At 39.6% G+C, this 25,617-nt stretch carries 28 protein-coding genes, 1 tRNA gene and 1 pseudogene; 15 read left to right on the top strand and 15 right to left on the bottom strand.

The genetic code is table 11. The annotated features are described in order from the left end of the window. Positions 1-67: 67 nt before the first annotated feature. Positions 68-358: an HU family DNA-binding protein gene (locus QE404_RS12125; protein WP_100075379.1), complete on the bottom strand. Its 291-nt coding sequence runs from the start codon at positions 356-358 to the stop codon at positions 68-70. Positions 359-759: 401 nt separating this feature from the next. Here QE404_RS12125 and panD point away from each other — a divergent pair, with 401 nt between their 5' ends. Next, positions 760-1,110, top strand: a complete 351-nt coding sequence (gene panD, locus QE404_RS12120) for an aspartate 1-decarboxylase (RefSeq protein ID WP_100075378.1) — start codon at positions 760-762, stop codon at positions 1,108-1,110. Positions 1,111-1,113: 3 nt separating this feature from the next. Next, positions 1,114-2,139 (top strand): lysylphosphatidylglycerol synthase transmembrane domain-containing protein, encoded by a 1,026-nt coding sequence (locus QE404_RS12115; RefSeq protein WP_307450783.1) that lies wholly within the window; start codon positions 1,114-1,116, stop codon positions 2,137-2,139. A gap of 1 nt (position 2,140) precedes the next feature. Here QE404_RS12115 and QE404_RS12110 read toward each other — a convergent pair whose 3' ends face one another. Together QE404_RS12110 and QE404_RS12105 are read right to left on the bottom strand one after the other, a co-directional pair. Next, entirely contained in the window at positions 2,141-2,416 is a 276-nt protein-coding gene (locus QE404_RS12110; protein WP_307453918.1) for a hypothetical protein, read from the bottom strand. After that, positions 2,413-2,778, bottom strand: a complete 366-nt coding sequence (locus tag QE404_RS12105) for a hypothetical protein (protein ID WP_307453916.1) — start codon at positions 2,776-2,778, stop codon at positions 2,413-2,415. Before QE404_RS12105 ends, QE404_RS12110 begins: the two co-directional genes overlap by 4 nt. A gap of 277 nt (positions 2,779-3,055) precedes the next feature. Between QE404_RS12105 and QE404_RS12100 the strand changes: the two genes are divergently transcribed. Then, a complete protein-coding gene (locus QE404_RS12100) occupies positions 3,056-3,817 on the top strand; it encodes a hypothetical protein (protein WP_307450780.1) in 762 nt (253 codons plus the stop codon). An 83-nt stretch (positions 3,818-3,900) separates the two neighbouring features. Here QE404_RS12100 and QE404_RS12095 read toward each other — a convergent pair whose 3' ends face one another. Together QE404_RS12095 and QE404_RS12090 are read right to left on the bottom strand one after the other, a co-directional pair. Next, positions 3,901-4,101 (bottom strand): YqaE/Pmp3 family membrane protein, encoded by a 201-nt coding sequence (locus QE404_RS12095; protein ID WP_307450778.1) that lies wholly within the window; start codon positions 4,099-4,101, stop codon positions 3,901-3,903. An 85-nt stretch (positions 4,102-4,186) separates the two neighbouring features. Continuing rightward, positions 4,187-6,208 (bottom strand): M3 family metallopeptidase, encoded by a 2,022-nt coding sequence (locus QE404_RS12090; protein ID WP_307450777.1) that lies wholly within the window; start codon positions 6,206-6,208, stop codon positions 4,187-4,189. 381 nt (positions 6,209-6,589) lie between these two features. Here QE404_RS12090 and QE404_RS12085 point away from each other — a divergent pair, with 381 nt between their 5' ends. Continuing rightward, positions 6,590-7,039, top strand: a complete 450-nt coding sequence (locus tag QE404_RS12085) for a hypothetical protein (RefSeq protein WP_307450775.1) — start codon at positions 6,590-6,592, stop codon at positions 7,037-7,039. Positions 7,040-7,211: 172 nt separating this feature from the next. Beyond that, positions 7,212-7,739: a nitroreductase family protein gene (locus tag QE404_RS12080; RefSeq protein ID WP_307450773.1), complete on the top strand. Its 528-nt coding sequence runs from the start codon at positions 7,212-7,214 to the stop codon at positions 7,737-7,739. On the opposite strand, the gene QE404_RS12075 is transcribed toward QE404_RS12080, so the two are convergent. Beyond that, a complete protein-coding gene (locus tag QE404_RS12075) occupies positions 7,740-8,213 on the bottom strand; it encodes an AAA family ATPase (protein WP_307450771.1) in 474 nt (157 codons plus the stop codon). It abuts the gene before it with no gap. Between the two features lie 199 nt (positions 8,214-8,412). Between QE404_RS12075 and QE404_RS12070 the strand changes: the two genes are divergently transcribed. Beyond that, complete coding sequence (locus QE404_RS12070; protein WP_307450769.1) at positions 8,413-8,973, top strand: 30S ribosomal protein S16; 561 nt, start codon at positions 8,413-8,415, stop codon at positions 8,971-8,973. A gap of 114 nt (positions 8,974-9,087) precedes the next feature. Then, positions 9,088-9,630, top strand: coding sequence for a ribosome maturation factor RimM (gene rimM, locus QE404_RS12065; RefSeq protein WP_307450767.1), 543 nt, complete (start codon positions 9,088-9,090; stop codon positions 9,628-9,630). A 22-nt stretch (positions 9,631-9,652) separates the two neighbouring features. On the opposite strand, the gene QE404_RS12060 is transcribed toward rimM, so the two are convergent. Next, a complete protein-coding gene (locus QE404_RS12060; RefSeq protein ID WP_307450765.1) occupies positions 9,653-10,591 on the bottom strand; it encodes an XRE family transcriptional regulator in 939 nt (312 codons plus the stop codon). Between the two features lie 105 nt (positions 10,592-10,696). On the opposite strand from QE404_RS12060, the gene QE404_RS12055 reads away from it, so the two are divergent. The 5 genes and pseudogenes from QE404_RS12055 (at position 10,697) to rpoN (ending at position 15,695) form a co-directional block, all read left to right on the top strand. After that, the gene (locus QE404_RS12055) at positions 10,697-11,248 is read left to right on the top strand and encodes a hypothetical protein (RefSeq protein WP_307450763.1); all 552 of its coding nucleotides are present in this window, start codon (positions 10,697-10,699) and stop codon (positions 11,246-11,248) included. Further along, positions 11,245-11,844, top strand: coding sequence for a CDP-alcohol phosphatidyltransferase family protein (locus QE404_RS12050; protein ID WP_307450762.1), 600 nt, complete (start codon positions 11,245-11,247; stop codon positions 11,842-11,844). Before QE404_RS12055 ends, QE404_RS12050 begins: the two co-directional genes overlap by 4 nt. Next, on the top strand, positions 11,768-12,520 hold the full coding sequence (locus tag QE404_RS12045; RefSeq protein ID WP_307450760.1) for a hypothetical protein: 753 nt from the start codon (positions 11,768-11,770) through the stop codon (positions 12,518-12,520). The genes QE404_RS12050 and QE404_RS12045 overlap by 77 nt, the downstream gene beginning before the upstream one ends. 105 nt (positions 12,521-12,625) lie before the next feature. Further along, positions 12,626-14,075 (top strand): annotated as a pseudogene (asnS, locus tag QE404_RS12040) (asparagine--tRNA ligase). Positions 14,076-14,231: 156 nt separating this feature from the next. After that, on the top strand, positions 14,232-15,695 hold the full coding sequence (gene rpoN / locus QE404_RS12035; RefSeq protein WP_307450756.1) for an RNA polymerase factor sigma-54: 1,464 nt from the start codon (positions 14,232-14,234) through the stop codon (positions 15,693-15,695). Between the two features lie 57 nt (positions 15,696-15,752). Here the strand turns inward: rpoN and QE404_RS12030 are convergent, their stop codons facing one another. From QE404_RS12030 to QE404_RS12000, 7 genes are all read right to left on the bottom strand, one after another. Then, positions 15,753-16,436: a hypothetical protein gene (locus QE404_RS12030; protein ID WP_307453914.1), complete on the bottom strand. Its 684-nt coding sequence runs from the start codon at positions 16,434-16,436 to the stop codon at positions 15,753-15,755. After that, a complete protein-coding gene (locus QE404_RS12025; protein WP_307453913.1) occupies positions 16,393-17,835 on the bottom strand; it encodes a hypothetical protein in 1,443 nt (480 codons plus the stop codon). Before QE404_RS12025 ends, QE404_RS12030 begins: the two co-directional genes overlap by 44 nt. A gap of 153 nt (positions 17,836-17,988) precedes the next feature. Next, a complete protein-coding gene (locus QE404_RS12020) occupies positions 17,989-18,411 on the bottom strand; it encodes a hypothetical protein (RefSeq protein WP_307450753.1) in 423 nt (140 codons plus the stop codon). Between the two features lie 517 nt (positions 18,412-18,928). After that, positions 18,929-19,165 carry a hypothetical protein gene (locus QE404_RS12015; protein ID WP_307453910.1) on the bottom strand — a complete coding sequence of 79 codons (237 nt, stop codon included), beginning with the start codon at positions 19,163-19,165 and terminating at the stop codon, positions 18,929-18,931. A 5-nt stretch (positions 19,166-19,170) separates the two neighbouring features. Continuing rightward, positions 19,171-21,366 carry a cysteine peptidase family C39 domain-containing protein gene (locus tag QE404_RS12010; RefSeq protein ID WP_307450751.1) on the bottom strand — a complete coding sequence of 732 codons (2,196 nt, stop codon included), beginning with the start codon at positions 21,364-21,366 and terminating at the stop codon, positions 19,171-19,173. Positions 21,367-21,625: 259 nt separating this feature from the next. Beyond that, a tRNA-Ser gene (locus tag QE404_RS12005) sits at positions 21,626-21,712 on the bottom strand. Between the two features lie 53 nt (positions 21,713-21,765). After that, positions 21,766-22,782: an asparaginase gene (locus tag QE404_RS12000; protein ID WP_307450749.1), complete on the bottom strand. Its 1,017-nt coding sequence runs from the start codon at positions 22,780-22,782 to the stop codon at positions 21,766-21,768. Positions 22,783-22,947: 165 nt separating this feature from the next. Here QE404_RS12000 and QE404_RS11995 point away from each other — a divergent pair, with 165 nt between their 5' ends. Genes QE404_RS11995 through QE404_RS11985 form a run of 3 tightly spaced genes read left to right on the top strand, consistent with a single transcriptional unit; the run spans position 22,948 to position 24,908 of the window. After that, complete coding sequence (locus tag QE404_RS11995; RefSeq protein ID WP_307450747.1) at positions 22,948-23,610, top strand: TrmH family RNA methyltransferase; 663 nt, start codon at positions 22,948-22,950, stop codon at positions 23,608-23,610. Positions 23,611-23,613: 3 nt separating this feature from the next. After that, positions 23,614-24,045 carry a hypothetical protein gene (locus tag QE404_RS11990; protein ID WP_307450745.1) on the top strand — a complete coding sequence of 144 codons (432 nt, stop codon included), beginning with the start codon at positions 23,614-23,616 and terminating at the stop codon, positions 24,043-24,045. Continuing rightward, complete coding sequence (locus QE404_RS11985) at positions 24,042-24,908, top strand: hypothetical protein (protein ID WP_307450743.1); 867 nt, start codon at positions 24,042-24,044, stop codon at positions 24,906-24,908. The genes QE404_RS11990 and QE404_RS11985 overlap by 4 nt, the downstream gene beginning before the upstream one ends. Here QE404_RS11985 and QE404_RS11980 read toward each other — a convergent pair. Beyond that, positions 24,905-25,600 (bottom strand): RsmE family RNA methyltransferase, encoded by a 696-nt coding sequence (locus QE404_RS11980; RefSeq protein ID WP_307450741.1) that lies wholly within the window; start codon positions 25,598-25,600, stop codon positions 24,905-24,907. The two genes, QE404_RS11985 and QE404_RS11980, sit on opposite strands and share 4 nt — an antisense overlap. Positions 25,601-25,617: the final 17 nt, after the last annotated feature.

The raw sequence follows: 25,617 nt of genomic DNA, 5'->3' as shown, positions 1-25,617 counted from the left end.
GTAAATAATATCAAAAATAAAGGCTGCTTCTTAAGAAGCAGCCTTTATTTGTATTGGCTAACATGCATTATTTTTTCTTAGCTCCTGAAACCGCATGTGAAAGATCGGCTCCTGCTTTGAATTTTGCTACTTTTTTAGCGGCAATTTTAATCGGCTTTTTAGTAGCTGGGTTAATTCCTTGTCTAGCTGCACGCTCAGATACTGAGAAAGTACCGAATCCTACCAAAGAAACTTTTCCGTCTTTTTTCTTTAAAGTAGAAGTTACATTAGTAATGAAAGATTCCAAAGCTGCTTTTGCAGCTACTTTAGTAATACCCGCATCCTTAGCGATAGCGTCGATTAATTCAGACTTGTTCATAATTTTTTAATATTAATGTTAATTCGTAGTTAAAGCAAATATAAAACAATTTTTCATATGTGCAATTTTTCAAATAAAATTTATATAATTTTTTTGTATTTAACTGAAATTAATTAAAATATCATAATTTTAAATTTTACAGAAAACCTGCATTATACGTTGCTAAAATTATGCCAAATGCTTATCTGTATTGACTTTAGGTAATTATTCATTTTGTTTTTTAATTTTATGAAATCCTAAATATTTATATCAAGTATTAATGGTTTATTGTTTATTGATGAGAATTAAGTAAATAAAATCACAAACATTTACATTTATTAAAATTAAGAAGCTGGAAATCTGGCAGTTTTAAATTTATGATGAAATTCCTATTTGTAAATTATTATTAATAAATTTGCAGCATGTTAATCGAAGTTTTCAAGTCTAAAATTCACAGGGTAAGGGTTACGGCTTCAGACCTGAATTATATAGGAAGTATTACCATAGACGAAGAGCTGATAGAGGCGGCGGGTCTGGTAGTGGGAGAGAGGGTTTATATTGTTAATGTAAACAACGGAGAACGGTTTGACACGTATGTGATCAAAGGTAAAAGGAAGTCAGGAGAAGTTTGTCTTAATGGCCCTGCTGCAAGAAAGGTACAGAGAGATGATATCATCATTATTATTGCCTACGCTCAGATGACTCCGGAAGAAGCACAGGCCTTTCAGCCGAAAATTGTTTTCCCGGATGAAAAAACCAACCTTCTAACCTGATCTATGGAAAAAAGCTTTGCAAAACCTTTAAAATCCGTACTTACGGTAGTTATTTCGCTTGCTTTTGCAGGCTTTTTTTTATGGCTTGCGCTCAGGGGGCTTGATTTTAAAGTGATTCAGAAATCGCTGGCCAAAGCCAATTATCTTTGGGTGCTGTTTGCTGCATGCTTCGGGATTGCGGCCTACTGGCTGCGTGCCATACGGTGGAACCTCCTCCTGGAGCCTATGGGGCATAGAATTTCCAACTCCAATTCGCTATGGTCCATTTCTTTCGGCTATCTGATGAATCTTACCATTCCAAGAAGCGGCGAAGTTGCCCGGGCAACAGCCTTGTATAGTGTGGAAAAAGTTCCTGTGGACCAGTCATTCGGTACCATTATCCTGGAAAGGGTGGTGGATCTTATCTGTATGATGGGGTTTCTTGGGCTTACTTTTATTTTTAAATATGATGCTATCCTGTCTTTCTATCATCAGTCAGGCATTAAGATAGAACCCAGTAAAATTATGATCGGACTGATCATACTGGTTATCGGGACCATACTTTTTTTTGCTTTCAGGAAAAGGCTGGCTACCGTTCCTGTTTTGGATAAAATCATCAATTTCATTAACGGGATTTTTCAGGGCCTCACATCCATCTTCAGACTGAGGCAAAAAGGAAAATTTATTCTGTATACGGCTGGCATCTGGATCTCTTATTACTTTGCAGCCTATTTGGTATGCTTTGCCCTGCCTGAAACTTCAGATTTTACTTTTGCAGACGGATTCTTCATTATTGTGGTCGGCACATTGGGGATGATTGTTCCTGCCAGCGGTGGCATCGGGGCTTTTAACCTGGCCATGAAATACGGCTTTATGGCTCTGTTTATAGCGATGGGCAGAAGTGCGGAATGGGGCGGAGAAATGGGTCTTACGTATTCTTTCATTTCATTGCCTTTGCAGATTGCCATTATGCTTGTAATGGGGCTTATTTCCATCCCAATGCTTGCCAAAGCCAGGAACAGGATGGTTTTTTCAGAAACCAAAGACTAAATTATTTTATTGAACTGTCAGAATATTTCAGAAGGATTATATTATCCTTAGAAAACCTGATGTAATCATACAGGGCCATCAGGTGAGCTTTGAGTGCCGAAAAATCTTTCCCGGGCTCTGTTTGCTGGTGCAGGTGATATTGCTTTTCAGCTATAGTATACAGGTTTTCGAATTCCTTTTTCAGATAATGAAATACCTCGTTGTGTTCATCATGCTGGACCATGCCGGTGAAAAAAATCCCGTAAATCAGGAAGTGGCTGAACTGATCCGGCTTCATGTGAACGTCAAAATATGTACACCGGAAATTTCCTGATATTCTGAAAACATATTTATCAATTGATCCGCTGCAGTGTGATCGGTTATTTCATAAAAAATATCGATTCCGTTAATAAATAGACGGGTTTGCAAATCTTCCTTATTTGCATTGGATAAAGCCCTGGCCCATGCAAAAATCCATGACAGCTCCTCAGCACGTAAATCGTCTATATTTTCTTTTACTTTAAGTTTGATATGTTCCAGATTGGCATTCTGATCTTTGGGAAGAAACGGAAGCATCGTTTCCGGATTGCGGCAGATCGCATTATATAGATTGATTCTGGCAATAACAGGATTAAGTTTGATAAAATAAAGTTCTGCCATAATCTGAATTCACTTATAAAATTGATGATAAATAAGTTTCGTAAACTAAGATAAAGAAAAAAACTTGATTATATGTACATTTTACATAGTCTTACATGGGATTTTAATATGCATTTCATGTTACATTGCTAAAATTGACGTTCTGGACAAAAATATCCGTTTTAGTATTTATATTTTTAACTTTAGGGTAATAAGCTTCCGGGAAATCATTTAATTGTAGCTTTATTGTTTAAAATATCATCTCAAAATAAGTATTTTTGTGTATTAAATCCGGATTATGAGCAATATTGGAATTATAGGCTGTGGCTGGCTCGGGAGCAGAATTGCTGAAAAACTTTCAGACGGGCATACTCTTTACTGTACAACGACTTCTCCGGATAAAGTGGAAGGGTTTAATGCTAAAGGCTATCATCCAGCAATCATAGATTTCGACAAAGAAGATAAAACTCAGGATCAGTCTGTATGGAATGCTCCCGATAGCCTGGAGATCCTTATTGTTACGGTAACATTATCCGGAAAAAGAATGGATGATGCTATTCTTGAAAAAAGGTTCCGGAACCTTTCCTCTTTTATCGGCGATTTTAAAGGACAGCTGTTTTTTATGAGCTCTACAGGGGTTTATCCCGACCTTTCTGAGGTGTTTACTGAAGATGATCTCCAGCCGGAACAGGTGCCGGGAGAAAACATGATCCGGGCAAGGTATCCCAAAGCGAATGTTCTCAGGCTGGGGGGATTGATGGGCGATAGCAGGCTTTTAAGCCGTTACCGCATTTCCGCTACGGAATTGCCGGTGAACCATATCCATTACGCTGATATTGCAGCCGTGGTCGAAAAGATGATCAGCCTGCATTCGGAGGGGAAATTATATAATGTAGTGGCGCCGCTGCATCCCTCAAAAGCTGCGGTAATTTCTGCGCAGCAAAACGGTCCTGATCAGGAACTTCATGAACCTAAAGGCCGGACAATTTCTTCTTCCAGACTAATTGAAGATCTTAACTACCAGTTTATTTTCCCGGATCCCAGGTTTTTCCATGTATGAAACCTTTGCATGTTTCGCCTGAAAACTAGGTATGAACGGTATGCGATGAAAGGAAATCTACTAAGCGATAGTGTTTAAGCTCTTTATTTACTATTTTCCTTTATCGCCCGGATCAGTTTCTCGTTCCGTTTTTCAGCTCTTGCATTCTGTAGCGATAAAGCAGCCCAGATTGCGGCCGGCAGCCAGCCTATCAATGTAAACTGAAGAATCAGGCATATGATTCCAGTGATGATTTTTCCTCGGATCATAAAAGAAAGAAACGGTAGTAGTATAGCTAATAGCATAGGGAATACGTATTTAATGGTTATTATAAGCTAAAAATACAAAAAAGAACAGCACCGGGCTGTCCTTTTTTGCGTTGAATCTGTTTTATGATCCGAAGGCCCTTTTCAGGAGGCTTTCTACTTTAGGCTCGCTTCCTCTGAAGGCTTTATATAATTCCATCGGATCTTTGGTGCCGCCCGAAGAGAGCAGTATTTTATATCTTGCCGCAACCTCAGGATTGAAGATGCCATTTTCCTTAAAGTACTGGAAAGCATCTGCATCAAGCACTTCCGCCCATTTATAGGAATAATACCCGGCAGAATATCCGCCCTGGAAAATATGGGAGAAACTAGGGCTCATAGCAGTGTCAGGATTGGAAGGATACAATTGTGTTGCCTGGGTGTATTCATCTTCAAATTCCTTTACACTTTTATTTTCCAGCTCCTTGGGCCTTGTATGGTAATTCATATCCAGCATCCCGAATCCGATCTGTCTTAAAGTCTGGTAGCCTTCCATAAAATTCTTGGACTGTTCTATTTTCTTGATCTTGTCATCCGGAAGCACAGATCCTGTCTGGTAATGGCGGGCAAAAGTTTTCAGGAATTCAGGTTCGTAACAGAAATTTTCCAGAAACTGCGAAGGAAGTTCCACAAAATCCCATTTTACCGAAGTTCCGGATAGGTTTGGATATTGGGTATCAGCCAGCATCCCGTGCAGGGCGTGGCCGAATTCATGGAAGAGCGTAGTTACCTCCTGGAAAGTCAGCAGACTTGGCGTATCCTTCGTCGGCTTTGTAAAATTGCACACGATTGAAATATGAGGTCTTGAATTTTCCCCGTTTTTCCTGTATTGGTTTTTGTAGCTGGTCATCCAGGCTCCGGCTCTTTTGCCTTTTCTCGGGAAATAGTCGACGTACAACAGCGCTTTATACACCCCGTTTTCCTGTACTTCGTATGTTTTTACATCTTCGTGGTATTTCGGAATATCCGTCCGTTCCGTGAAAGTCAGCCCGAAAAGTCTTTCCGATAACCTGAAAACAGCTTCCTGCACCTGTTCAAGAGGGAAGTAAGGCTTCAGCTCTTCATCATTAAGGTCAAACCTCTGCTTGCGGAGTTTCTCAGCGTAATAGGCATGGTCATAGCTTTGTATAGCTTCAATTCCATCTGCCTGGGCAAGGTTTTCCAGTTCTTTGATTTCCTGTTCAGCATATGGTCTTGCTTTGGTTAAAAGCTCATTCAGAAAATTCAGGACAGAATCCGGAGATTTAGCCATCCTTTCTTCCAGGACGTATTCTGCATAATTCTTATATCCCAGAAGCTCTGCTTTTTTCTGTTTCAGCTGAAGGAGTTCTTTAATAAGTCCCTGATTGTCAAATTCACCCCCATCAAATGATTTTTTTCCATTGGCCAAAGCCAGTTCCCGTCTCAGTTCCCGGTTTTCAGCATACGTCATGAGGGGAATATAGCTTGGATACTGGAGTGTAATTACCCATCCTTCCAGGCCTCTTTCCTTTGCTTCTTCCGCGTACTGTTCCAGAATTGCATCCGGAATACCGGCAAGGTCTTCTTTACGGGTAACCTGCTTATAATAGGCATTGGTAGAAGCCAGTACATTCTGCCCGAACTGAAGGGACTTTAAAGAAAGGTCCATATTGATTTGCTTCAGCTGTTCCTTATCTTTCTCATTCAGAAGTGCGCCGCTCCGTACAAAACCTTTATAGGTCTCTTCCAGAAGCATATTCTTTTCATCATTGAGCGGATATATTTCCCTGTCATCATATACTTTTTTAATCTTATCGAATAGCGCTTCATTCTGAGAGATTCTGGACGAATATTCCGTTAAGATGGGAGAAATCTCCTGAGCCAGTTGCTGGAGTTCATCACTGGTTTCTGCAGAATTGAGATTAAAAAATATGTGCGAAGCGGTATCCAGCTGTTCACCGGAATAGGCTAAAGCTTCAATGACATTTTCAAAGGACGGGGCTTCCGGATTGCTCACAATACGGTCGATTTCCTCTTCCGATTTGCGGATCAGTTCCCGGAATGCCGGAAGGTAATCTTCGTTTTTAATACTGTTGAACGGTGCTGAATGGTATGGAGTGTTAAATTTTTCAGTTAAGATATTCATTGTTTAGCTTTTATAGTCATAATAAAGGAGGACTTGCGCAAAAATAATGCCTTACTCCTTTTTTATCCGAAGACTGACAAATATAAATATCTTTTGACAGAAACCGACTAATTAGTGAGGACAATGATTCGTTTTTGATGCATTTCTGGCAGGTTATTGGTAGCAGGATATTCCAGGAGTAACGGGTTTGATTTCATTCACTACAGAAGACGGTAACATCATCTTTTACAGGCAGCAGGATCTCATTGCCGGTACTTTTTCCGAATGCCCAGAAAATACATTTATAATATAAAGTTTTTATTATCTTTATTCTAAAAAGCATTCAGGTACTGCCTAGACCATGATGAATTTTATTTTATCTTTATAATCAAGAATAGAAATATGGAGAAGATAGTGTATGAAAAAAATGACATAAGGGATTATGTGAAAAAAGTAATAGCAGAGAAAATAGAAAAGCTGAAAAATTTTATAGAATTCACGCTGGAAGCAAGCCGCGATATAAAGAAGACACCTAAATACGACAGTATGCGGGAAGAGATGCAGGAAGAAATTTACCAGATGCAGAAGCAGCTGGGAGCTTTAAACGACCTGAAGAGGAATATGGCCAAAGTCCTGACTAATGCCCACGGACGGGTACAGCTGGGTTCCCTTGTGATCACCAATAAAGCAAGGTTCTATATTTCGGTTTCTCTGGGCGAATTCTTTTTTGAAGGCGACCGTTTCTATGCCATATCACCCGAAAGCCCTATGGCCAGGAAGATGATGGGCATGGTTCCCGGGGACGCCTTTACCCTCAATAACATCCACCAGAAAATTATGGAAGTGCTGTAATAGCATCCGTAACAAAGATTTCAATCTGAACTCCGGACTTTCCCGGAGTTTTTTATTTGTATGATTATTCTGCTTACATTTGTATCTGTCAATGAAATCATACCCACCAGGCTCAATCGAAAAGCAGTCTGTGCGGTCAAACTTTCACCAATATAAACAGTACATTACGTATATGAACAAAGCAGAAATTTTAAAAGAAATAATAGAACAGCGTAGAAGCATTTTTCCAAAAGACTATACAGATACAGAAATTCCTAAGGGAATACTTGATGAAATCCTGAATTCAGCAACATTGGCTCCCAACCATAAACGTACAAAACCGTGGCGTTTTAAAACTTTCAGGGGAGAAGAAAAGGCTAAGCTGGCTTCGGAAATGCAGGCCATCTACAAATCCAGTCAGCCCGAACATCAGTTTTTGGAAAAGAAATATAATGATATAGGCTTTAAGATCAATAAGGCGGACGTTGTGGTTTCCATTGTAGTCAACTTCAGCGGTATGGTACCGGAATGGGAAGAAATCGCTGCGGTTTCCATGGCGGTCCAGAATATGTACCTTACCTGTACGGCCAACGGGATCGGCTGTTACTGGAGCTCGCCTAAAATAGTGGACCATCTGAAAGAGTCTCTCACCATTGAGGAAAACCAGAAATGCCTGGGATTATTCTACATGGGTGAATTGAATCATGATTTTTGGCTGTGATTAATTTCCTGCCAATACTTTCAATATTGTTGCTATTTCTTCAACAGTTATCATTTCGGTATTTAATTCAACAGAGATGTTCTTTTTGAGTAGCGGTTGGATGTTTTCAAAATTCCAGCTAATCTCATTGCGTTCATGGACAGTTTTCCCATAAGGATTTGAAGTTCGGCCGGTAACTCTTCTAAGGATTTTTTCAAGAGATGCAGAAAGCAAAACAACGTGATCAAAAAGAGGATATACATAGGTTTGATTAGAATAGCAACCTGATATAAAAATGGGAGTGGCAAGAGGCCCGGTAAGCAGTTGCTTCAGTTGATCTGTTTTTAATATCCATTCTGGAGCGCCTTCATGAGATAAAATCTCTGTCCAGCCTCCATAATCGGTATCGATAGCTGTAAAACCCTTATTCTGAAGATTATTGATGACTGAGGATTTTCCTGTTCCAGACATTCCTGTTATATAAATGCGTTTCATTAGCCACTGATTTCTTAAATATAAATATAAGAATAATTGTAAAAATGAGATTGCATACCTTTACTGAAATGTTTAAAGCATTGATACATGCTTTAATACAAGAAATATATTATATTTTGTATTTATAGATTGAAAATTTTATTTATCTTTGCACTCTTAAATATTTAACTGGGACGAGTTCCCGTAAAATTCAAACATTATGTCAGTAAAAATCAGATTACAGAGACACGGTAAAAAAGGAAAGCCTTTCTTCCACATCGTGGTTGCAGATTCCAGAGCTAGAAGAGACGGTAGATTCATCGAGAAACTGGGAACTTACAATCCAATCACTAACCCGGCAACGATTGAGTTGAACGTTGATTCTGCTGTACAGTGGTTAAACAACGGTGCTCAGCCAACTGATACGGCCAGAGCTATCCTTTCTTACAAAGGTGCCCTTTACAAAAAACACCTGCAGGGTGGAGTAGCAAAAGGTGCTTTTGATGAAGCTGAAGCAGAGAAGAGATTCAATGCATGGTTAGAGGCTAAAGAATCTAAAGTACAAGGAAAAGTAGAAGGTCTTGCTCAGTCTAAGGCTGATGCCAAGAAAGCTGCTTTTGACGCTGAAGCTAAAGTAAACGAAGCAAGAATTGCTGCAGCTGCAAAAGCTGAAGCTGAAGCAAAAGCGGCAGAAGAAGCGGCTAATGCTCCTGCTGAGGAAGTTGCTGAAGATGAAGCACCTGCTGCTGAAGCAGAAGGTACTGAAGAAACTCAGGCTTAATTCCTTTAAGAAAATACAATATAAAGGCACGATTATTTCGTGTCTTTATTGTTTAAAAGCTTTATGGTGGCTTTCTACAACATCATCAATATTTAGGATTAATATGTTCGGAATATGAAAAAAGAAGACTGTTATTTATTGGGTAAAATCACACGGAGACATGGCCTTGCCGGAAATGTGATCCTTAAACTGGATACCGACCAGCCGGAGCTGTATACCAAACTGGATTCCATCTTTGTTGAAATCAATGGTTTGCTCGTGCCTTTTTTTGTTGCCAAAACCGCGTGGAGCAAGTCTGATTCACTGAATATTGCCTTTAAAAATTCTACCGAAGCATTAGTAGACCAGTCTTTGGGCAAAAATGTATACCTGCCTTTATCTACCCTGCCTAAACTTACCGGGAAGCAGTTCTATTACCATGAGATCATCGGTTATACCATCCTTGATGAGAACAACAACGATTGCGGGGTCATCCGATCCGTCAATGACCAGACTGCCCAGACCTACTTTATTACCAATTTAGATGGAAAAGAAGTGGTTATTCCTATGATCAAAGACTGGATCGTGGAAGTAAACCGCGAAGAACGATTCATCAAAATGCAGCTTCCTGAAGGGCTGATTGATGTTTTCCTGGTCCCTTCCAAGAAAGACGAATAATTTTCATCCATACCATTACCGGTTATTTTTCGCCGGATATGTTCCGCTTTAAAGCTGCAATCTGCTGATATATTCTGTTGAAGAATATTTTACGGTCGCGGTTTCCGGAAGTATTCAGCGACTTTGAGTTTTTGATCTGATGTTCAAAATAATTCTGTGTTTCATGGCAGGTTTTGGCATCGTTGATCAATATATAGCCAAACATATTGGTTGGAATGGCAAAAAGGGACTGCTGAGGATGGTGGAAGAAGATGTCATTGGAAAGATGCATCAGTTCATTTTCATACAGGTGAAACCTGGGATTGTTTTCTGTTTTCTGCTCAATATATATAATCAGCTCCTTTAATTCATCCAGGATGATATAAGCTTCCTGTTTCTGTAAAAGTCCGGTATCATGATAATATGAAATCTGTTGCAGGATGCTGGAAGCCGTCATGTCATTCCATAGTTCAATAACCTGCTGTTCCTCATATTTCTTTCTTAATTCTTTAGTATCCGGTGCGAAATCCGGCGGTGAAAACTGCATGAACGGAATGAAAACCTGTTTTGCATTCAGCAGATTCATCCAGACATAAATTTTAAAACGCGAAAGCAGTGTATCAGACAGCGTGTAAAAAAAAGGAATGTCTTTCGCCGAATAATAAATCGTCATCGCTTCTGAAAGAGGCAGGTTTTCAAAAACATGGAGGTTGTGTTTAAAAAATGATTGTAAATCTCCTGTTTCGGTAACCGCTTTTGTTTTCCGCACTAAAATCTGGTGATCTGAAGTCAGGAAACCGTCTAGTGAGATCTGATAGTATTGGGCCAGTTCCAGGGCCTCTTCAAAACTGAATTTCGCCTTGAGAGAAGTTCTTCGGTGGGCTGCATCGTAACTGATGTTGAGGATATTCGCTACCTCATCATTCAATGATTTATTGCCGATTTTATTTCTGATCTGTTTCAGTAAAAGCTCCTGGTACATATTTTTGCGATTTTCACAAATGTAGATAATTAATTTAATTTTTTTCCACATTTTAAATAGGAGCTTTTGCAGATACCTTTGATTATACCTTTAAAATTATGAATCATGAGGAAATTACTGTATCCCTTTCTGGTTTTGACATTAATGAGCTGTGCAGGATTTAAAAATGTTAACAGCAACAGTGGAGGATTTCATACCGACAATCTGGATAGGATAAACGGATCTTATAAGAATTATCCCGCTGGAGGACAATTGGGTTACATCGACGGTCTTGCTGATATTTTTGACAGAAATACCAATATGTTTATTTTCAAACACAAGTATGACGGAAGAGCAGTACATCTGAACCTGACCATGATCAATGAAAGAAAAATAAATGTAAAAATCTTTAAACAAACAGAACTCTTATTTGATAAAGATCTGAAAGTCGAATTAAAAGATGACGGTTATCTGTATTTGAAAGAAAAAAGGTTTATGATGCAAGGTATTCCATTAGTCTTAGGGGGATGGAATATTCAAAAATCCCGTTTTACTGTTGATCAAGATAACCATCTTCGGGTGCAAACCAATTATTTTTTCTGCAACGGAGCATTTATCGTGATGAGCGACTGGAAGACATTCCATTACGATTTTAAATTTGAAAAATTAAATCCATGAAAACAATACCTTATCTCTTAATTGCTACACGGTTTATTCTTGCACCCGTCTTTCTTTTTTTAGCCTGTTTTAAAGCTAATGACTCCCGGCTTTTATTAGTAATCCTGATGTACTTCGGGTTGTTAACAGATATTTTCGATGGGATCATTGCCCGTAAAGTGGGTGTTTCTTCAGAAAAATTGCGGAGACTGGACAGTCAGACCGATTTGATTTTCTGGCTTTCCCTGGGAGGGGCGGCTTATCTTTTAAACCCTGAATTAATAAAAAACGAATGGAAAGGAATAATCCTGCTCTTTGCTATGGAAGCATTGTGTTATATCATCAGTTGGCTCAGATTCGGAAAAGAAACCTGTACGCATGCATGGCTTTCAAAATTATGGGGGCTAAGCCTTCTTCTGGCATTAACCTATGTAATAGGTTTTCAGAAAACAGGCTGGGCATTTGATCTTACTGTCATCCTGGGCCTTATTTCGCATGTTGATGTTATTCTGATCATACTATTGCTCCCCAAATGGCAGTATGATGTTCCCAGCGCCTATCATGCCTGGAAAATCAGGAAAGGCAAGCATATTAGAAAAACGGTTTTATTCAATTGAAATAATAAGTACACCATTTAAAAATAAAATAAGCATGGAAACTCTTAAACTAAAAGTGAGTATTTTTTTATTATGTATTATCTCCGCTGTGCATATTAATGGGCAGTTTAAAACTGTTGAGGACAGCTTGGATTATGACATGCATTACAAGAAATATTATGATTGCAAATACGAACCAGGATATGTCCTGATAATCCGGAAGAAGGGAACATCCATTGATCCGGCAAAGAGTTGGAAGCCGTCAAAAGAAGGTTTCGTAATAAGGATGGAAGGCATATATGATCTGGAATTTAGTAATGGAAAGCGGTACCGATCTGGAGTTATTAAGAACATCACGAAAGATTCTCTCACCATTTCCTCTACCATGAATGAAAACTGCGCGAAATACGAAGGTATACCCTATGAATTTTTTACCTATTCCTTAAAAGACATCCGGACAGCAAGATTTATAAATGATAGGTCTTTAGGGATCTTCAGCCGGAAGAAAATAAGCGATTACGAAGTTTTTGCGGCAATGGTGGATAAAGCAAAGCTGTGCCCCGCAGTACTTACATTTCCAAAACGGAATAATGAAGTTAAAGTCTGTCATTATTATTTAACGGCACAGGGATACGATATACTGTATGAGACCAACGGATTCTTGGATTATATGGAGTACCCGGTTTACTGGCAATAATATTCTGTGGAAGAAAAAATTAAACGAATGGAAGTATTCAAGTCTTGAAACGTTTTTTGTACCTTTGCACTCATTAATTTTGATACAAAAATTTATCATCAACACATGAAAAAGCAAACGATTAAAGAAATCCTACAGGATTACAGGAAAGTATTACATCATGACATTACGGTTTACGGATGGGTAAGAGCATTCCGCTCTAACCGATTTATTGCCCTTAATGATGGTTCTACAATCAATAATTTGCAAATTGTTGTTGATTTTGAAAATTTTGATGAAGAGGTAATCAGTAAAATAAGTACTGCTGCTTCTTTAAAAGTAGTGGGAGAAGTGGTGGAAAGCCAGGGTGCCGGACAGAGCGTGGAGATCATTGCCAAGAAAATTATTGTTTTAGGTGATAATTTTACCGAAGAAAGAGATAAAACGATTCTTCAGCCGAAAAAACATTCCCTGGAAGTTCTGAGGGAGCAGGCACACCTGAGGTTCAGGACGAATCTATTCGGTGCTGTTTTCAGAGTGCGTCACGCCATCAGCTTCGCCATTCATTCATTCTTCAATCAGAACCAGTTCTTTTACATCAATACACCGGTCATTACCGGAGCAGATGCGGAAGGAGCAGGAGAAATGTTCGGGGTGACCAATTTTGACCTGAATAACATCCCGAGAGACGAACAGGGAGACATTGATTTCGCTCAGGATTTCTTCGGAAAAAAAACGAATCTTACCGTTTCCGGACAGCTTGAAGGAGAAACCGCAGCTATGGGACTGGGAAGGATTTATACATTCGGTCCTACATTCCGTGCCGAGAATTCCAATACAACGAGGCATCTTGCTGAATTCTGGATGATTGAGCCGGAAGTAGCCTTTAACAACCTTGAAGATAATATCGACCTCGCGGAGGATTTTCTGAAATATGTAATCCAGTATGCCTTAGACCATTGCAAAGATGACCTGGAATTCCTGGATAAGCGTTTTGCCGAAGAACAGAAGTCTAAACCGGAAAAGGAAAGAGCTAAGGAAGGGCTTATTGAAAAGCTGGAAAATGTAGTATCCAAGAGATTCAAAAGGGTTTCTTATACAGAAGCGATTGAGATTTTATTGAACTCGAAAGAAAATAAGAAAGGCAAATTCCAATACCCGGTAGAAAGCTGGGGTGCAGACCTTCAGTCTGAACACGAAAGATACCTGGTGGAAAAACATTTTGAAAGCCCGGTGGTATTGTTTGATTATCCGAAAGAAATCAAGGCGTTCTACATGAAGCTGAATGATGATAATAAGACCGTTGCGGCGATGGACGTCCTGTTCCCGGGAATCGGTGAAATCATCGGCGGATCAGAACGGGAAGCCAGGCTGGATGTCCTGAAACAGAAAATGACAGAAATGCATGTGGATGAACATGAGCTGTGGTGGGTATATGGACACCAGGAAATTCGGTTCCGTTCCGCACGCAGGATTTGGACTCGGCCTGGAAAGATTAGTATTGTTCATTACAGGAATGACCAACATCCGGGATGTGATTCCTTTTCCGAGAACACCGAAAAATGCAGAGTTTTAACCATAAAAAAGCCTTGAAGTTACATCTTCAAGGCTTTTTATTTTTTAATACCTTATTATATGCGGTCTATACAGCAAAAATCGTGCTAAAATATAGTATGTGTGAAAAAAAAGTATTAATTTCGTACGGTACGTTATACAAAAACCAAATATTAGTATGCTCAAACAACATTTACAACTTAAGTTAGGACAAAAATTAGCCCCACAGCAGATTCAGCTGATGAAGCTGATCCAGCTTCATACCCTGGAGTTTGAAGAAGAGCTGGAACGGGAGCTGGAAGAAAACCCTGCTTTGGAAATTGTAAAGGAAGAAGGTAAGGAAGATGAATTTTCATCGCTGGAAGATGCTTATCAGGACGAAGGCACGGAAAGCATTGAAACTGATTTTGATGTAGACCAATACCTATATGATGATGAGCCCAGCTATAAAACAGCTTCCAGCAACTACTCCCCGGATGATGAAGAATTTGACAATGAAAGCCTTCTGACGGAAGGACAGTCCCTGTACGATTATCTCATGGAGCAGATCCACCTGATCAATATCGGGGATGAGGACCTTAAAATTGCAGAATACATCATAGGAAACCTGGATACAGACGGATACCTGAGAAGGGAAATCAAATCCCTTGTGGATGACCTGGCATTTTCCCAGGGGGTATATACCACTAAGGAAAGAGTGGAAGATATCCTGGAAAATTATATTCAGAAGCTGGATCCGCCTGGAGTGGGTGCCCGTGGGCTTCAGGAATGCCTCCTGTTGCAGATAGAGAAAAAGGTAAGCTCTGATAAAGCCGTTTCGCTGGCTGCCAATATATTGAGGTATCAGTTCGATGCCTTAACGAATAAGCATTACAACAAAATCATCCAGAAGTATGATATCGAAGAGGAAGACCTTAAAGATGCCCTGGAGGAGATCTCAAAGCTGTCCCCTAAAGTAGGAGGGAACTTCGATACCCAGACGATTACCATCAACCAGGAGATCATCCCGGATTTTGTGATCCAGGTAAAGGATGGGCAGGTAATCCCGATGCTCAACAGTAAAAATGCACCTACACTGAGGGTTTCAGAAGAATACAAGGATATTTTAACGACCTATTCACACGATAAGAATTCTGCCGAACACAAACAGGCGGCATTGTTCATCAAACAGAAACTGGATGCAGCCAAATGGTATATTGATGCGATTAACCAGCGCCAGAATACCTTGCTTCAGACCATCACGGCAATTGTGAAATTCCAAAAGGACTATTTCATTACCGGTGACGAGAAGTCTCTGAGGCCAATGATTCTTAAGGATATTGCTGATATCACAGGATTCGACATTTCTACCATTTCAAGGGTAGTAAAAAGCAAATATGCAGATACCCCGAACGGGATCATCTATCTTAAAGACCTGTTCTCTGACAGTCTTACCAATGATGACGGTGAAGAGGTTTCTACCAAAGAAATCAAGACCCATCTTCAGGAAGTCATCAGCAAAGAGAATAAAAGGAAACCGCTTACCGATGATGCGCTTGTGGTTATCCTGAAACAGCAGGGATACAATATTGCCCGCAGAACTATCGCCAAATACCGTGAACAGCTTAATATTCCGGTAGCGCGCCTTAGAAAAGAACTTTAATAAAGAATATACATAGATAGTAAATCCCTGCTTTGAGCAGGGATTTTTTTGCATCAGCTAGAAAGTAGCTGCCGGAGCGGTACTGTTGTTGAGATTACGGTTGATTTCATTCTTTTTCCCTTTGGAAAAATCATAGCTTATGCCGAGAACCAGCATAGATTTATTGTCCCAGATCTGATTATGCCGGGAATAATTAACCAGGCTTTCAGGGAGGCTTTTCGTTTTATAATCTGAAGGAGTGCCGATCCAGTACATGCCGGCAGTAAACGTCCAGTCTTTCTGTTTATAGTTTGCAAAAACATGGTTCTGGTTCTCATTGGTTTTCAGGAAGGCGCCGTCCAGGCTGTATACCGGGATATTGAGCATGTACTGTATACTGAATGATTTGTATTCTGATGAAACAACAATATTATTTCCCAGATAGCTGTTTCTGATCAGTATTCCGCTTCCGGTTTTTACCGTTTCAGCGGTAGGGGTCAGGGAAGCTTTAATCACCAGCAGGCTGTTGCCGAATGGTTTATAGGAGCCCGAAAGCTGAATGCCATACTGCTGGGCATTCCTGGCATTTTCATAGGTTAGGGCATATCCCCCGAATGTACCGTCCAGAACATAATACTGATTTACGGCGTGATTGTTATACCAATAGAAAAGATTGGTATTGAAGTCGAAGTATTTGTTGTTGTAGGAATAGATCAGGTTATTTCCGAATCTTTGGGAAGCCTTTAAATACGGGTTTTCCACGCTGGACAATATTCGGGGCCATCTGAACAATATTACTGCTCAGTGCATTGCTGCCCGGGCTTTGAGGCCTGTAGCTGCTCGTAAAGCGTAAGGTCTGATTATTTGTAAACTGATAGCTGAGGATGACTTTGGGGGTGAATGTCCACTCGTCAAAAGTATTTTCTGCACTTTTATTATGGATATTGGTGAGCCCTGCACCCAATCGATAGGAGAATTTATCTTTCTTTCCGGAGTATTCGGTGTAGAAATACTGCTCCAGGTAATTCACGCTGTATTCGGAAAAGCCTGCAAGGTTTTCCAGGTCATTGGAAATGGAAGTATTGGAAATCCTGTATCCCGAAGACAGTTTACCCTTTCCGAATTCATATACATGGGCAAGCTCGCCTACAATACCCGTTTGCCGTGCATCAAGCTGCATATCGTTGTCGTAGACAGAATTCCCTGAAGCGATGACCCATTCGCGTGCCAGTTCCGATGATTCAGTGGTATAGTGGGAACCTACCAGGTTAACGCTTAATTCATTTTTCTTATTGAGTTTTTTAGAAAAATAGAGGTCAATGGTAGGTGCGGTATACCCTGAGGAGGTATTTTTGAACATCGCATGGTCTTCCGGACTGCCGTCCTTCAAAAAAGTGCTGTATCCGTTGCCTTTCGCGAAGTTGCTTAAAAGCTGTGCCTCCAGTTTGGCCTGAAATATATAATTATCAGGCAACGACCGGGTATACCGGAGAGCGATATGCTGATCCGTATAGCCAAAATGTTCTTTCCGGTTTTCTTCGGAACGGTAGTGGGAGTTGTTCAGGGTATAATCATAAATGCTTTCTACATTCCTTTTATGGTAATCCCGGAGGTTGATTGAATATTCCAGTCCGAAGTCATTCTTTCCTTTAGTGTAGCCTGCGTATGCCGAACCGTTGATGAATCCGGTATTGAGCGCAGAGGTGAGATCTGTCCCGAAAACCAATCCTGTTTCGGGATTCCTCGTCAGGATATTGACGACGATATCTGCCCGAGTGGCCCATCGGGCAGGCGGATTATCATAATATTCCACTTTAAGAACCTCTGCGGGCTGTATGCTGCGTATCTGCATGTCGGTAGCCTCGATTCCGTTGATGAGAAATAGTGTTGCGCCTCCTTTGGTGCTGATGATGGTGTTGGACACCGGATCCAATTGCAGTTCAGGAAGCGTTTTCAAAAGGTCTTTTGCATACCGTGCCTTTTTAAGGGCCTCCTGATCGAATGTATAGACGGCTTTATCTGCATATTGCTTTTTATGCTGTGATTTAATAATCACCTGTTCGATATCTTTTGTTTTTATTCCGGCAGTATCAGTGCTTTTGTCTTGTGCAGAAATGATGACTACGGATAAAGTACATACAGAAAGAAATATCTTCCTCATAATAATTGTCGTTTTATATTTAGACAATCCGGAGAAAATAAGTATTACATTAAAATTGGATAAGTAGCGCATGAACAGTATAAATAATCCCCCTGAAGCATAGCTTCAGAGGGATTAGATTGAAATCAGTTTTTTATGATTGATTAAGCTTATTTACTCTGCACCGGATTTGCAGAACGCATCCCATACCGTCCAGAAATGAGCGTTAATAGCTCCTGGGGCCGGACTGGTACTGTCAGCAACAATACCTACCATAGCCGCACAGTTGGAATTGCATCCGATCTGATTTTTGCTTCCGTCTTTAGGCGGAATGGCGCGCCATGTTCCTGTGGACCCGCTCAGTGTTTCTATTTTGATGTCAAAGATACCGGAAAGGCCAGGAGTTTTGAGCTGTTTTGTCGGATTTTCATTGGAGATACTGTCGCTCCAGTTTCCCTGTGAGAATGTTACTTTCCACTGGGTGATCATTTTTGAAGTGTCATTTTCCGGTGAAAGATATGCCCAGAACTGGGCTCCTCCTCCTACTACCAATTGGCCTGATGAATTGGCGTTGTAATTTTGATTGGATTCATTCATGATAGATTGTTTTTTGGGTTATTTTGTACTTCAAAGTAACGGAGAAAAAAAGGTGCAGGCTAGCGTATAAAGTACCAATTACTATTTAAGTATAAGTACTATAATCATATAAATAGACGTCAGTCGATTTAATTCTTTCACTATTAATCCCGAAAACACCATGAGTAACAAAATCAGTAAAGTACTCGTTTATCCTTTTTACAATCCATTCAGATGACGAATATGTTGTTAATAAAAAATGTCTGAATTATCGATTTATTTTAGAATTTTGTAAGAAGTATAATCCTTGATAGTTTTCAGTTCATAAAATTCCTGTTTGTCGGCATCTATAATTCTAATGTTGTCTAAAGGAACGTTTTGACAGTGGATGAAATTGATAAATTGATGAGCATTGAACCAACCTTTTACAATAATATCAAATCCTTTCTCTATTTCTAAGGAACTATACCATTCCCAATCTTTTATATCTTGAAATTTGTATACACTAGTACTTAATCTGTATAAAAGCTCATCATATTTAAAAATCATCATTATCTAATTGCTTGATCTTATTAACAATTCCTTGTGGTAATAATTTCTCCCATTTAGGATCCTCATCACTTAAGGCCTTATTTTTTAAGATTGTTAGGACTGCATTCTTAAAATTGTCTAATACTTCTTTTGAGTGGGCCACATTTCTCACTCTAACTATCTGATAGCCCTTTAAAGGTTTTTCTCCTCTTATATTGTATTTTATGTTTCCTGATTCTGTCATTACTTTTATTTTTTAATAATTACTGCCCTTTCTTTAAATATTCTTTTAAAATCTTCAATATTCATTTTATATGAAGCTCCATGATTCATGGGTAATGGATCCCGTAAAAATACTTCACCATTTTCCACTTTCTCCAGTACTACTGCATGCCCTTTAAAATGCTCTGTACCAATACTTACAATTGCTTTATCTCCATCTTCTAATTTTTCTAATAACTTTGATAACCTAATATCTTCTTCAGCAATAGCTGTGACCTGATCTTCCAATCTTTTGAAATATAGAACCTCAGGGATATCTAAAATTGAAGCCCCATTAGTATCAGTTTTTAATGTCCTTGCCAATTCATCTTCTAAAAGTAAAATACCTTTGTCATCCAACACCATTCTCAAAGAAGTAGCAGCACAAGTATAATCTGTGGATTGTCCAAAAATCTTTGCTGTTGTTATCCACTTGTCGATCTTAATGCCGGCATTTTCAGCAAATGATTTTGTCGCATCACCACCACCTTTTTGAAGCTTTCTTCCTTTTATTATTATTTCTTCTAAATCATGGATTTCATCAGCTAAGTCTTCAGCTTTAGCACCATTCTTAGCTCCCTGTAATAATTCTTCTATGAATCTGGCAAAGCCAGCAAATCCCTTAGCACAAGCTTTCCCAAATCTAACAATAAATCTTGAAAGAAAAGCCAGTAAATCTGTAATTCCTAATGTGGCTACAGAAACAGTTTCTCTTGCCAAAACCTTTAGTAAACTTGCTGCTTTTTGTACATAAGTAGTTCCTTTTACAACATTACCTGCACCCTCTGTAAAAATAAGCAACAGAATATTAATTAATAGTTCAAAGGCAAAAATACCTACATAGAAAGCCACTGTATACCTTGAAATATCCCCAAAGTACTCTTTCATCTTATCAAATATTCCTTGCATATCAGACTGAGAAATACTTCCACTTGCTTTGAAAAGGTCTTTAACTCCCTGTAAGAATTTAGGGACATTCGCTGTTACCCAGTCAACTACATCTTCTGCTTTTTCCATTAAGTCTCTTCTTTCAAGATACTGTTTATAAGAAAAAGTATTTGTCGGTTGTAAAAGGAATTCTAAGATATAAAGCAAGCACTGTATAAGACTGATAAATCCACTGTTAATACCGCAATAAAATGCATTGGCCAGCTTAAGGATTTCTATTCCTTGCTTAGCCATTTCACCGATGTCATCCATTACACTGTTAAGAAAAGACTTAATAGCATTAATAACACCTGTAATTTTATTAATTAGCTTCCTAAAAGCATCAGGAAGGTGATCTATAGAAGCATCTTTAACTCTGCTTGCAGCCTGTTTTACCAATGACCATACTTTTGAAAAAGCAGCTTCTGTCCCCTGAACAAAAGGGTTTTCTCCTAGGTCCTCAAAAAATTGTGCAGCCTTATTTAGGTTAACAGCTCCTATGATAGGAATTAATGGAGAATAATCTTTAGCCTTAGGATTGTAATTCTTTTCTGTGGGTTTAAAATCTTCTAACTTTTCAGCACACCAGCCAATGGCATCAGCAGGAATAGAAGAAATGTTGCCAATAATCTCTTCAAATCTCCTGTCTCCTGTATAAAACTGATACTCCCTCATTAATGCATCACGTACTAAAGTTGCATTAATTTTATCATTTTCAAAGGTATAAGCCAACTGTGAGAGATAAGCAGCTTCATCTTCCATAGAGGTAATATTCCTGAAGGACTGACCATTGATACTGGACGATAATGGTTCTGGAAACCTTTTAAAGAGCTGTACAAAATAATCTCCCATTTTGGCAATATAAAAGTCACCAGAGAAATTTGATTTGTTGGGATTGGGTTTCTCATAAAACAGGAATAAAGCCTGTTTCTTTCTTGCATTAGCCTGATAGCTTCCATATACCTGTGAGCCTGTTTCACAAGGCAGAACTTGTGCATAATATTCATATCCCTTTTCTCCTTTTTCATCTGATCCTGTAGAAGGAAAAATTGATGATACCGGATTATCCGTAAGATAAGAATGTCCCAAGGGTGTATTTCTGTAATCATGAAACGGGCTCCTGTAATCAGGGGAATTATCCTTATCGACTATTGTATTGGCAAAAGCACTGTATTGTTTAAATCCTTGATTGACCTCTTCAAAAGACAGTGTTTTGAACTGGGATAGGTCACCCAATTTGTCATCAAATTCTTCCATGAGCTTTGTTTTAGCAATTAAAATTTTATTTAATATTTCTAAAACAAAGCTAAATTAAGGCTGCGCCCAAAACTTGACGTATTATATTATTTATAGAGAATCATCACAATTAGGTATTTGTTATCATATAGCAAACAGGGGATTATTTAAATTATAATTTTTCATTTTGTGGTATTTCTGTAAAATAATAATGTAAAATACTGGTGCTCAGATAACAGAAAACAAAAAAAGTCTTAAGTAATACACTTAAGACTTTTTGCAGAAAGGAAGGGATTCGAACCCTCGATACAGTTACCCGTATACTACCTTTCCAGGGTAGCTCCTTCAACCACTCGGACACCTTTCTATTGAGATGGCAAAAATAGCATAAATTCCCGAACTGGCAAACTTTTCCTGCAATTAATTTGTGATTTCTCCGCAAAGACTTTTAGAGAAGTAATCTGAGAACTTTCCCGGGTACCTCGGATTATCAATCAGGTGCATGGCTTTGGTGATAGCACTCTCTGCAGTCATGTCTTTTCCGCTGATGGCTCCGATTTTTGCAAAGACATTGCTGTTTTCATATTTGCCGAATGAGATGCCTCCGGATATGCATTGGCTTACCACAATGATTTCAGTGCCGTTGTTCCGGATCTCCTGAAGAATCTCCTGGGTGCCTTCGCTGCTGAATATCGTTCCTGAGCCGAACACCTGCAGGATCAATACTTTCATTTTAGGGATATCCCGGAAGTGATTGAAGTTCATGCCCGGAAAGATCCGCCAGAACAGTACATCACCGGAAATATGTTCATCAATATGGAAATCTTCCTGCATTTTACAGCGGAACAGGTTTTCCTTGATGATATTCAGATGTACGCCGGACTGGCCCAGTATAGGGTAGTTCGGGCTGGCATAGGCATCAAAATATTCTGCTGAATATTTCAGCGTCCTGTTGCCCCTCAGCAATTTGTATTCAAAATAAATGGCTACTTCCTGGATTACGGCTTCATCGCCTTCATAGAGGCTGGCATAATAGAGGCTGGTGAGCAGGTTTTCTTTGGCATCCGTACGGAGGTCGCCAATCGGCAACTGGGAACCCGTCATGATTACTGGTTTTTTAAGGCCTTTCAGCATGAAGCTTAAAGCAGAAGCTGTATAGGACATCGTGTCGGTGCCGTGAAGGATCAGGAATCCGTCGTATTCATGGTAATTTTTATGGATATAACGGGCAATGATTTTCCACTCTTCCGGACCCATATCTGAAGAATCCAGTGGTTTGGCAAAAGGATGGACGAAAACTTTACACTCCATAAGCTTCATCTCGGGCATCTTTTCAAAGATATTCCCGAAATCAAATGCTCTGAGGCTTCCGGTTTCATAATCTTTTTCCATACCAATCGTTCCTCCGGTATAGATCAGCAGCACTTTTCGTTTCATACGGTAATTTTTATGAGAATTTTGACCTGCTTCAGGTTCGTACGCTCAAAAATACGTTAATTTGCAAAAATTTGAAAATGAATGAAACGTTTATGGCAAATTTTCTCAGGTAAAGTTTCCGCCCTAAACATTATTCATAACTTAGAAAATGATATATAGTTCACGATGAAGGACCTGGCACAAACTTTCGAATATTTAAAACGTTTTTTAACAGAAGAGCGTCTGGCTAAAATTGAACATTTTTCACCGGAAAGTTCAGATTTTGTGCTTCCTGTACTGGAAGATGTGTATCAGTTCAGAAATGCAGCAGCAATTGTGCGGTCCGTGGAAGCCTGCGGATTTCATAAGGTGGTGGCTTTACAGGAGGAAAATAATTTTGAGCCCAACCTGCGGGTAACCAAAGGAGCGGATACCTGGGTGGAGGTGGAAAAGCTTCCTAGGACCATCGATTCTTTGCAGGAAATTAAAAACAGAGGCTATAAAATCGTTGCGGTCTCTCTGGAAAATAATGCAAAGATGCTTCCCGAGTATGAAGTTACAGAACCCATGGCCCTCGTGTTTGGGACTGAAATGGAAGGTGTTTCCCAGGAAATCCTGGATTTTGCCGATGAGACACTGGCTATTCCCATGTACGGTTTTACCAGAAGCTTCAACGTTTCTGTAGCGGCCTCGATCTGCATGTATGAGCTGAAACAGAAGCTTATAAAATCGGACATCGATTATAAACTGAGCGAAGAAAAAAGGCTGAGAATGAAGATCCGATGGGCGGTAAACTCAATCCGGAGCGGAGAAGAGATCCTGAATCATTACCTGACCAAAACCGAATAAAACATGCAGAAATATACCCGGATATTGTACTTTTTATCATTGGTTCTATCCCTGACCTCCCTGTATATCCTTGAAAAAGGAGGTAAGGAAATCTATCCTTTTTTCAGCTGGAAGCTTTTTACGAATCCCAGCGGAAGTGAAAATTTTGAAGAGCAGTACAGGGTTTATACGGTAAAAGGCAAGGATACAATAAGAATTCCCTGCCAGCCCACCCCAATATATGACGAAAACAATGTTGCGCTGATCATTGGATTCTATGGAAGGAAAATCGATAAAAATGAAGACCGCGAAGCCAGCATCAGAAAACTGAATACCTTCATGAGAAGTTACAGGCCTGCAGACCGCCATCTAATTTTATATAAAGAAAGTTACAGGCCCTGGGATTTAGGGCAGCCTAGTTTTTCCATTCAAAAAACATTCATCAGTACATTATGAATTACAAACAGCTTACAGTGTTTAATTATAAAATCGCCTATTATGCCATGCGTGTTTTCGGGTTATACTGGCTGTTCAGGCAATATCTGGATTACCTCAGGATCAGCAGGTGGCCTAAAGAAATTTATGAGCCATTCCTGGAGGTCCAAAGGATGATTTTTTCAGAGTACCCGAGCCATTTCCTGTATGCATCCATTTTAATACTCTGCGCCGTGCTTCTGGTGATTACCATATTCAGGCAGAGCTGGATGCTGAATCTCTGTATTTTTCTGCTGATGGCGGTGATCAATTTCCCAATATCGCTCAACTTCAGCGTAGGGCACAACAACCACCTGGTTATTTTAGGTTATTTTATGGCGATATTTTTACTGCCTGCGAAGATGAAGAGTGAGAATGATTATCAATGGGTGCAGTACTTTTACCTTGGGCTTCTGACGACCTACAGCCTGGCAGGGATGTTCAAATTCCTGGGAATTACCAAAAATATAGCCCTTCATTCGGGAAAAATTACCTGGATTGAACGGAATGCCGCGAAAATCAACAGCCTTGATAATTATTGGATGGCAGATGTAAACGTTCCTGAATGGATGCTGCACCTTTACGCATATGAAAACCTCTGGGTAATAGTGACCGTAATGGCAATTATTTTTCAGGCAATCAGCTTTCTAGGGGCTTTCAACAGGACATTCCTTACTGTGATCATGGTTTTCCTGTATACCTTTCACTGGTACACCGATTTTTTCGTCCTGGCAGATTTTAAGGATGCCAAAAATTTCGTGCTGATCGCCTTATTTCCTTACCATGTTTTTTATCCTCTGCTAAGAAACAGAAAAATTAAGATGCTGAATCCTGGAACCAGCTAAATCCCTCTGAAATAGTTCCAGGCTGCTATGAAAACGCCTGCCGTTTCCGTCCTGAGCCTCTGGTTCCCCAGAGAAACTGCCCGGATGTTATGCTGGGATAAAAAAGCAATCTCCTTTTCTGAAAAATCTCCTTCAGGACCAATCAGGAAAGTGATGCTTTCCATGACAGGAATGGCTTTGAGTTCCTGCCGCTCAAGGTTTTCATGGCAATGCGCCACAAAGGTAGTTTCAGGATGGGTATGCTTTAGAAAATCCTGAATTTTAGTCAGGTCATTAATTACAGGAAAGTGAAACCTCAGGCTCTGCTTGGAAGCGGCTACAGCCTGTTTCCTGAGCTTATCAATATTCACATTTTTCCGTTCGGTTTTTTCCGTTTGTAGTAAAGTAATTTCGGAAATTCCCATTTCCACGGATTTTTCAACAAAGAATTCAATGCGGTCTATATTTTTAGTTGGTGCAATAGCGATATGCAGCCGCGGACTGAACCCAGGAAGATCAGTAGAAAGCTGATCTACTTCCAAAGAGGCCTTCTTTCCTTCAATCAGCAGCCTTCCCGAAGCAAGGTTTCCTTTTCCATCCGTGATATGGATTTCTTCTCCGTCCTTCATCCGGAGAACCTTTACGATATGCTGCTGTTCTTCCTCGTTGATCAATGCCTGATTTCCATTGATCTCTCCGTAAAAAAGTTTCATAGAAAAATGTATTCGTT

Source organism: Chryseobacterium camelliae (assembly GCF_030818575.1).
Lineage (GTDB): Bacteria > Bacteroidota > Bacteroidia > Flavobacteriales > Weeksellaceae > Chryseobacterium > Chryseobacterium camelliae_A.
This window is presented reverse-complemented; position numbering and strand designations above follow the sequence as displayed.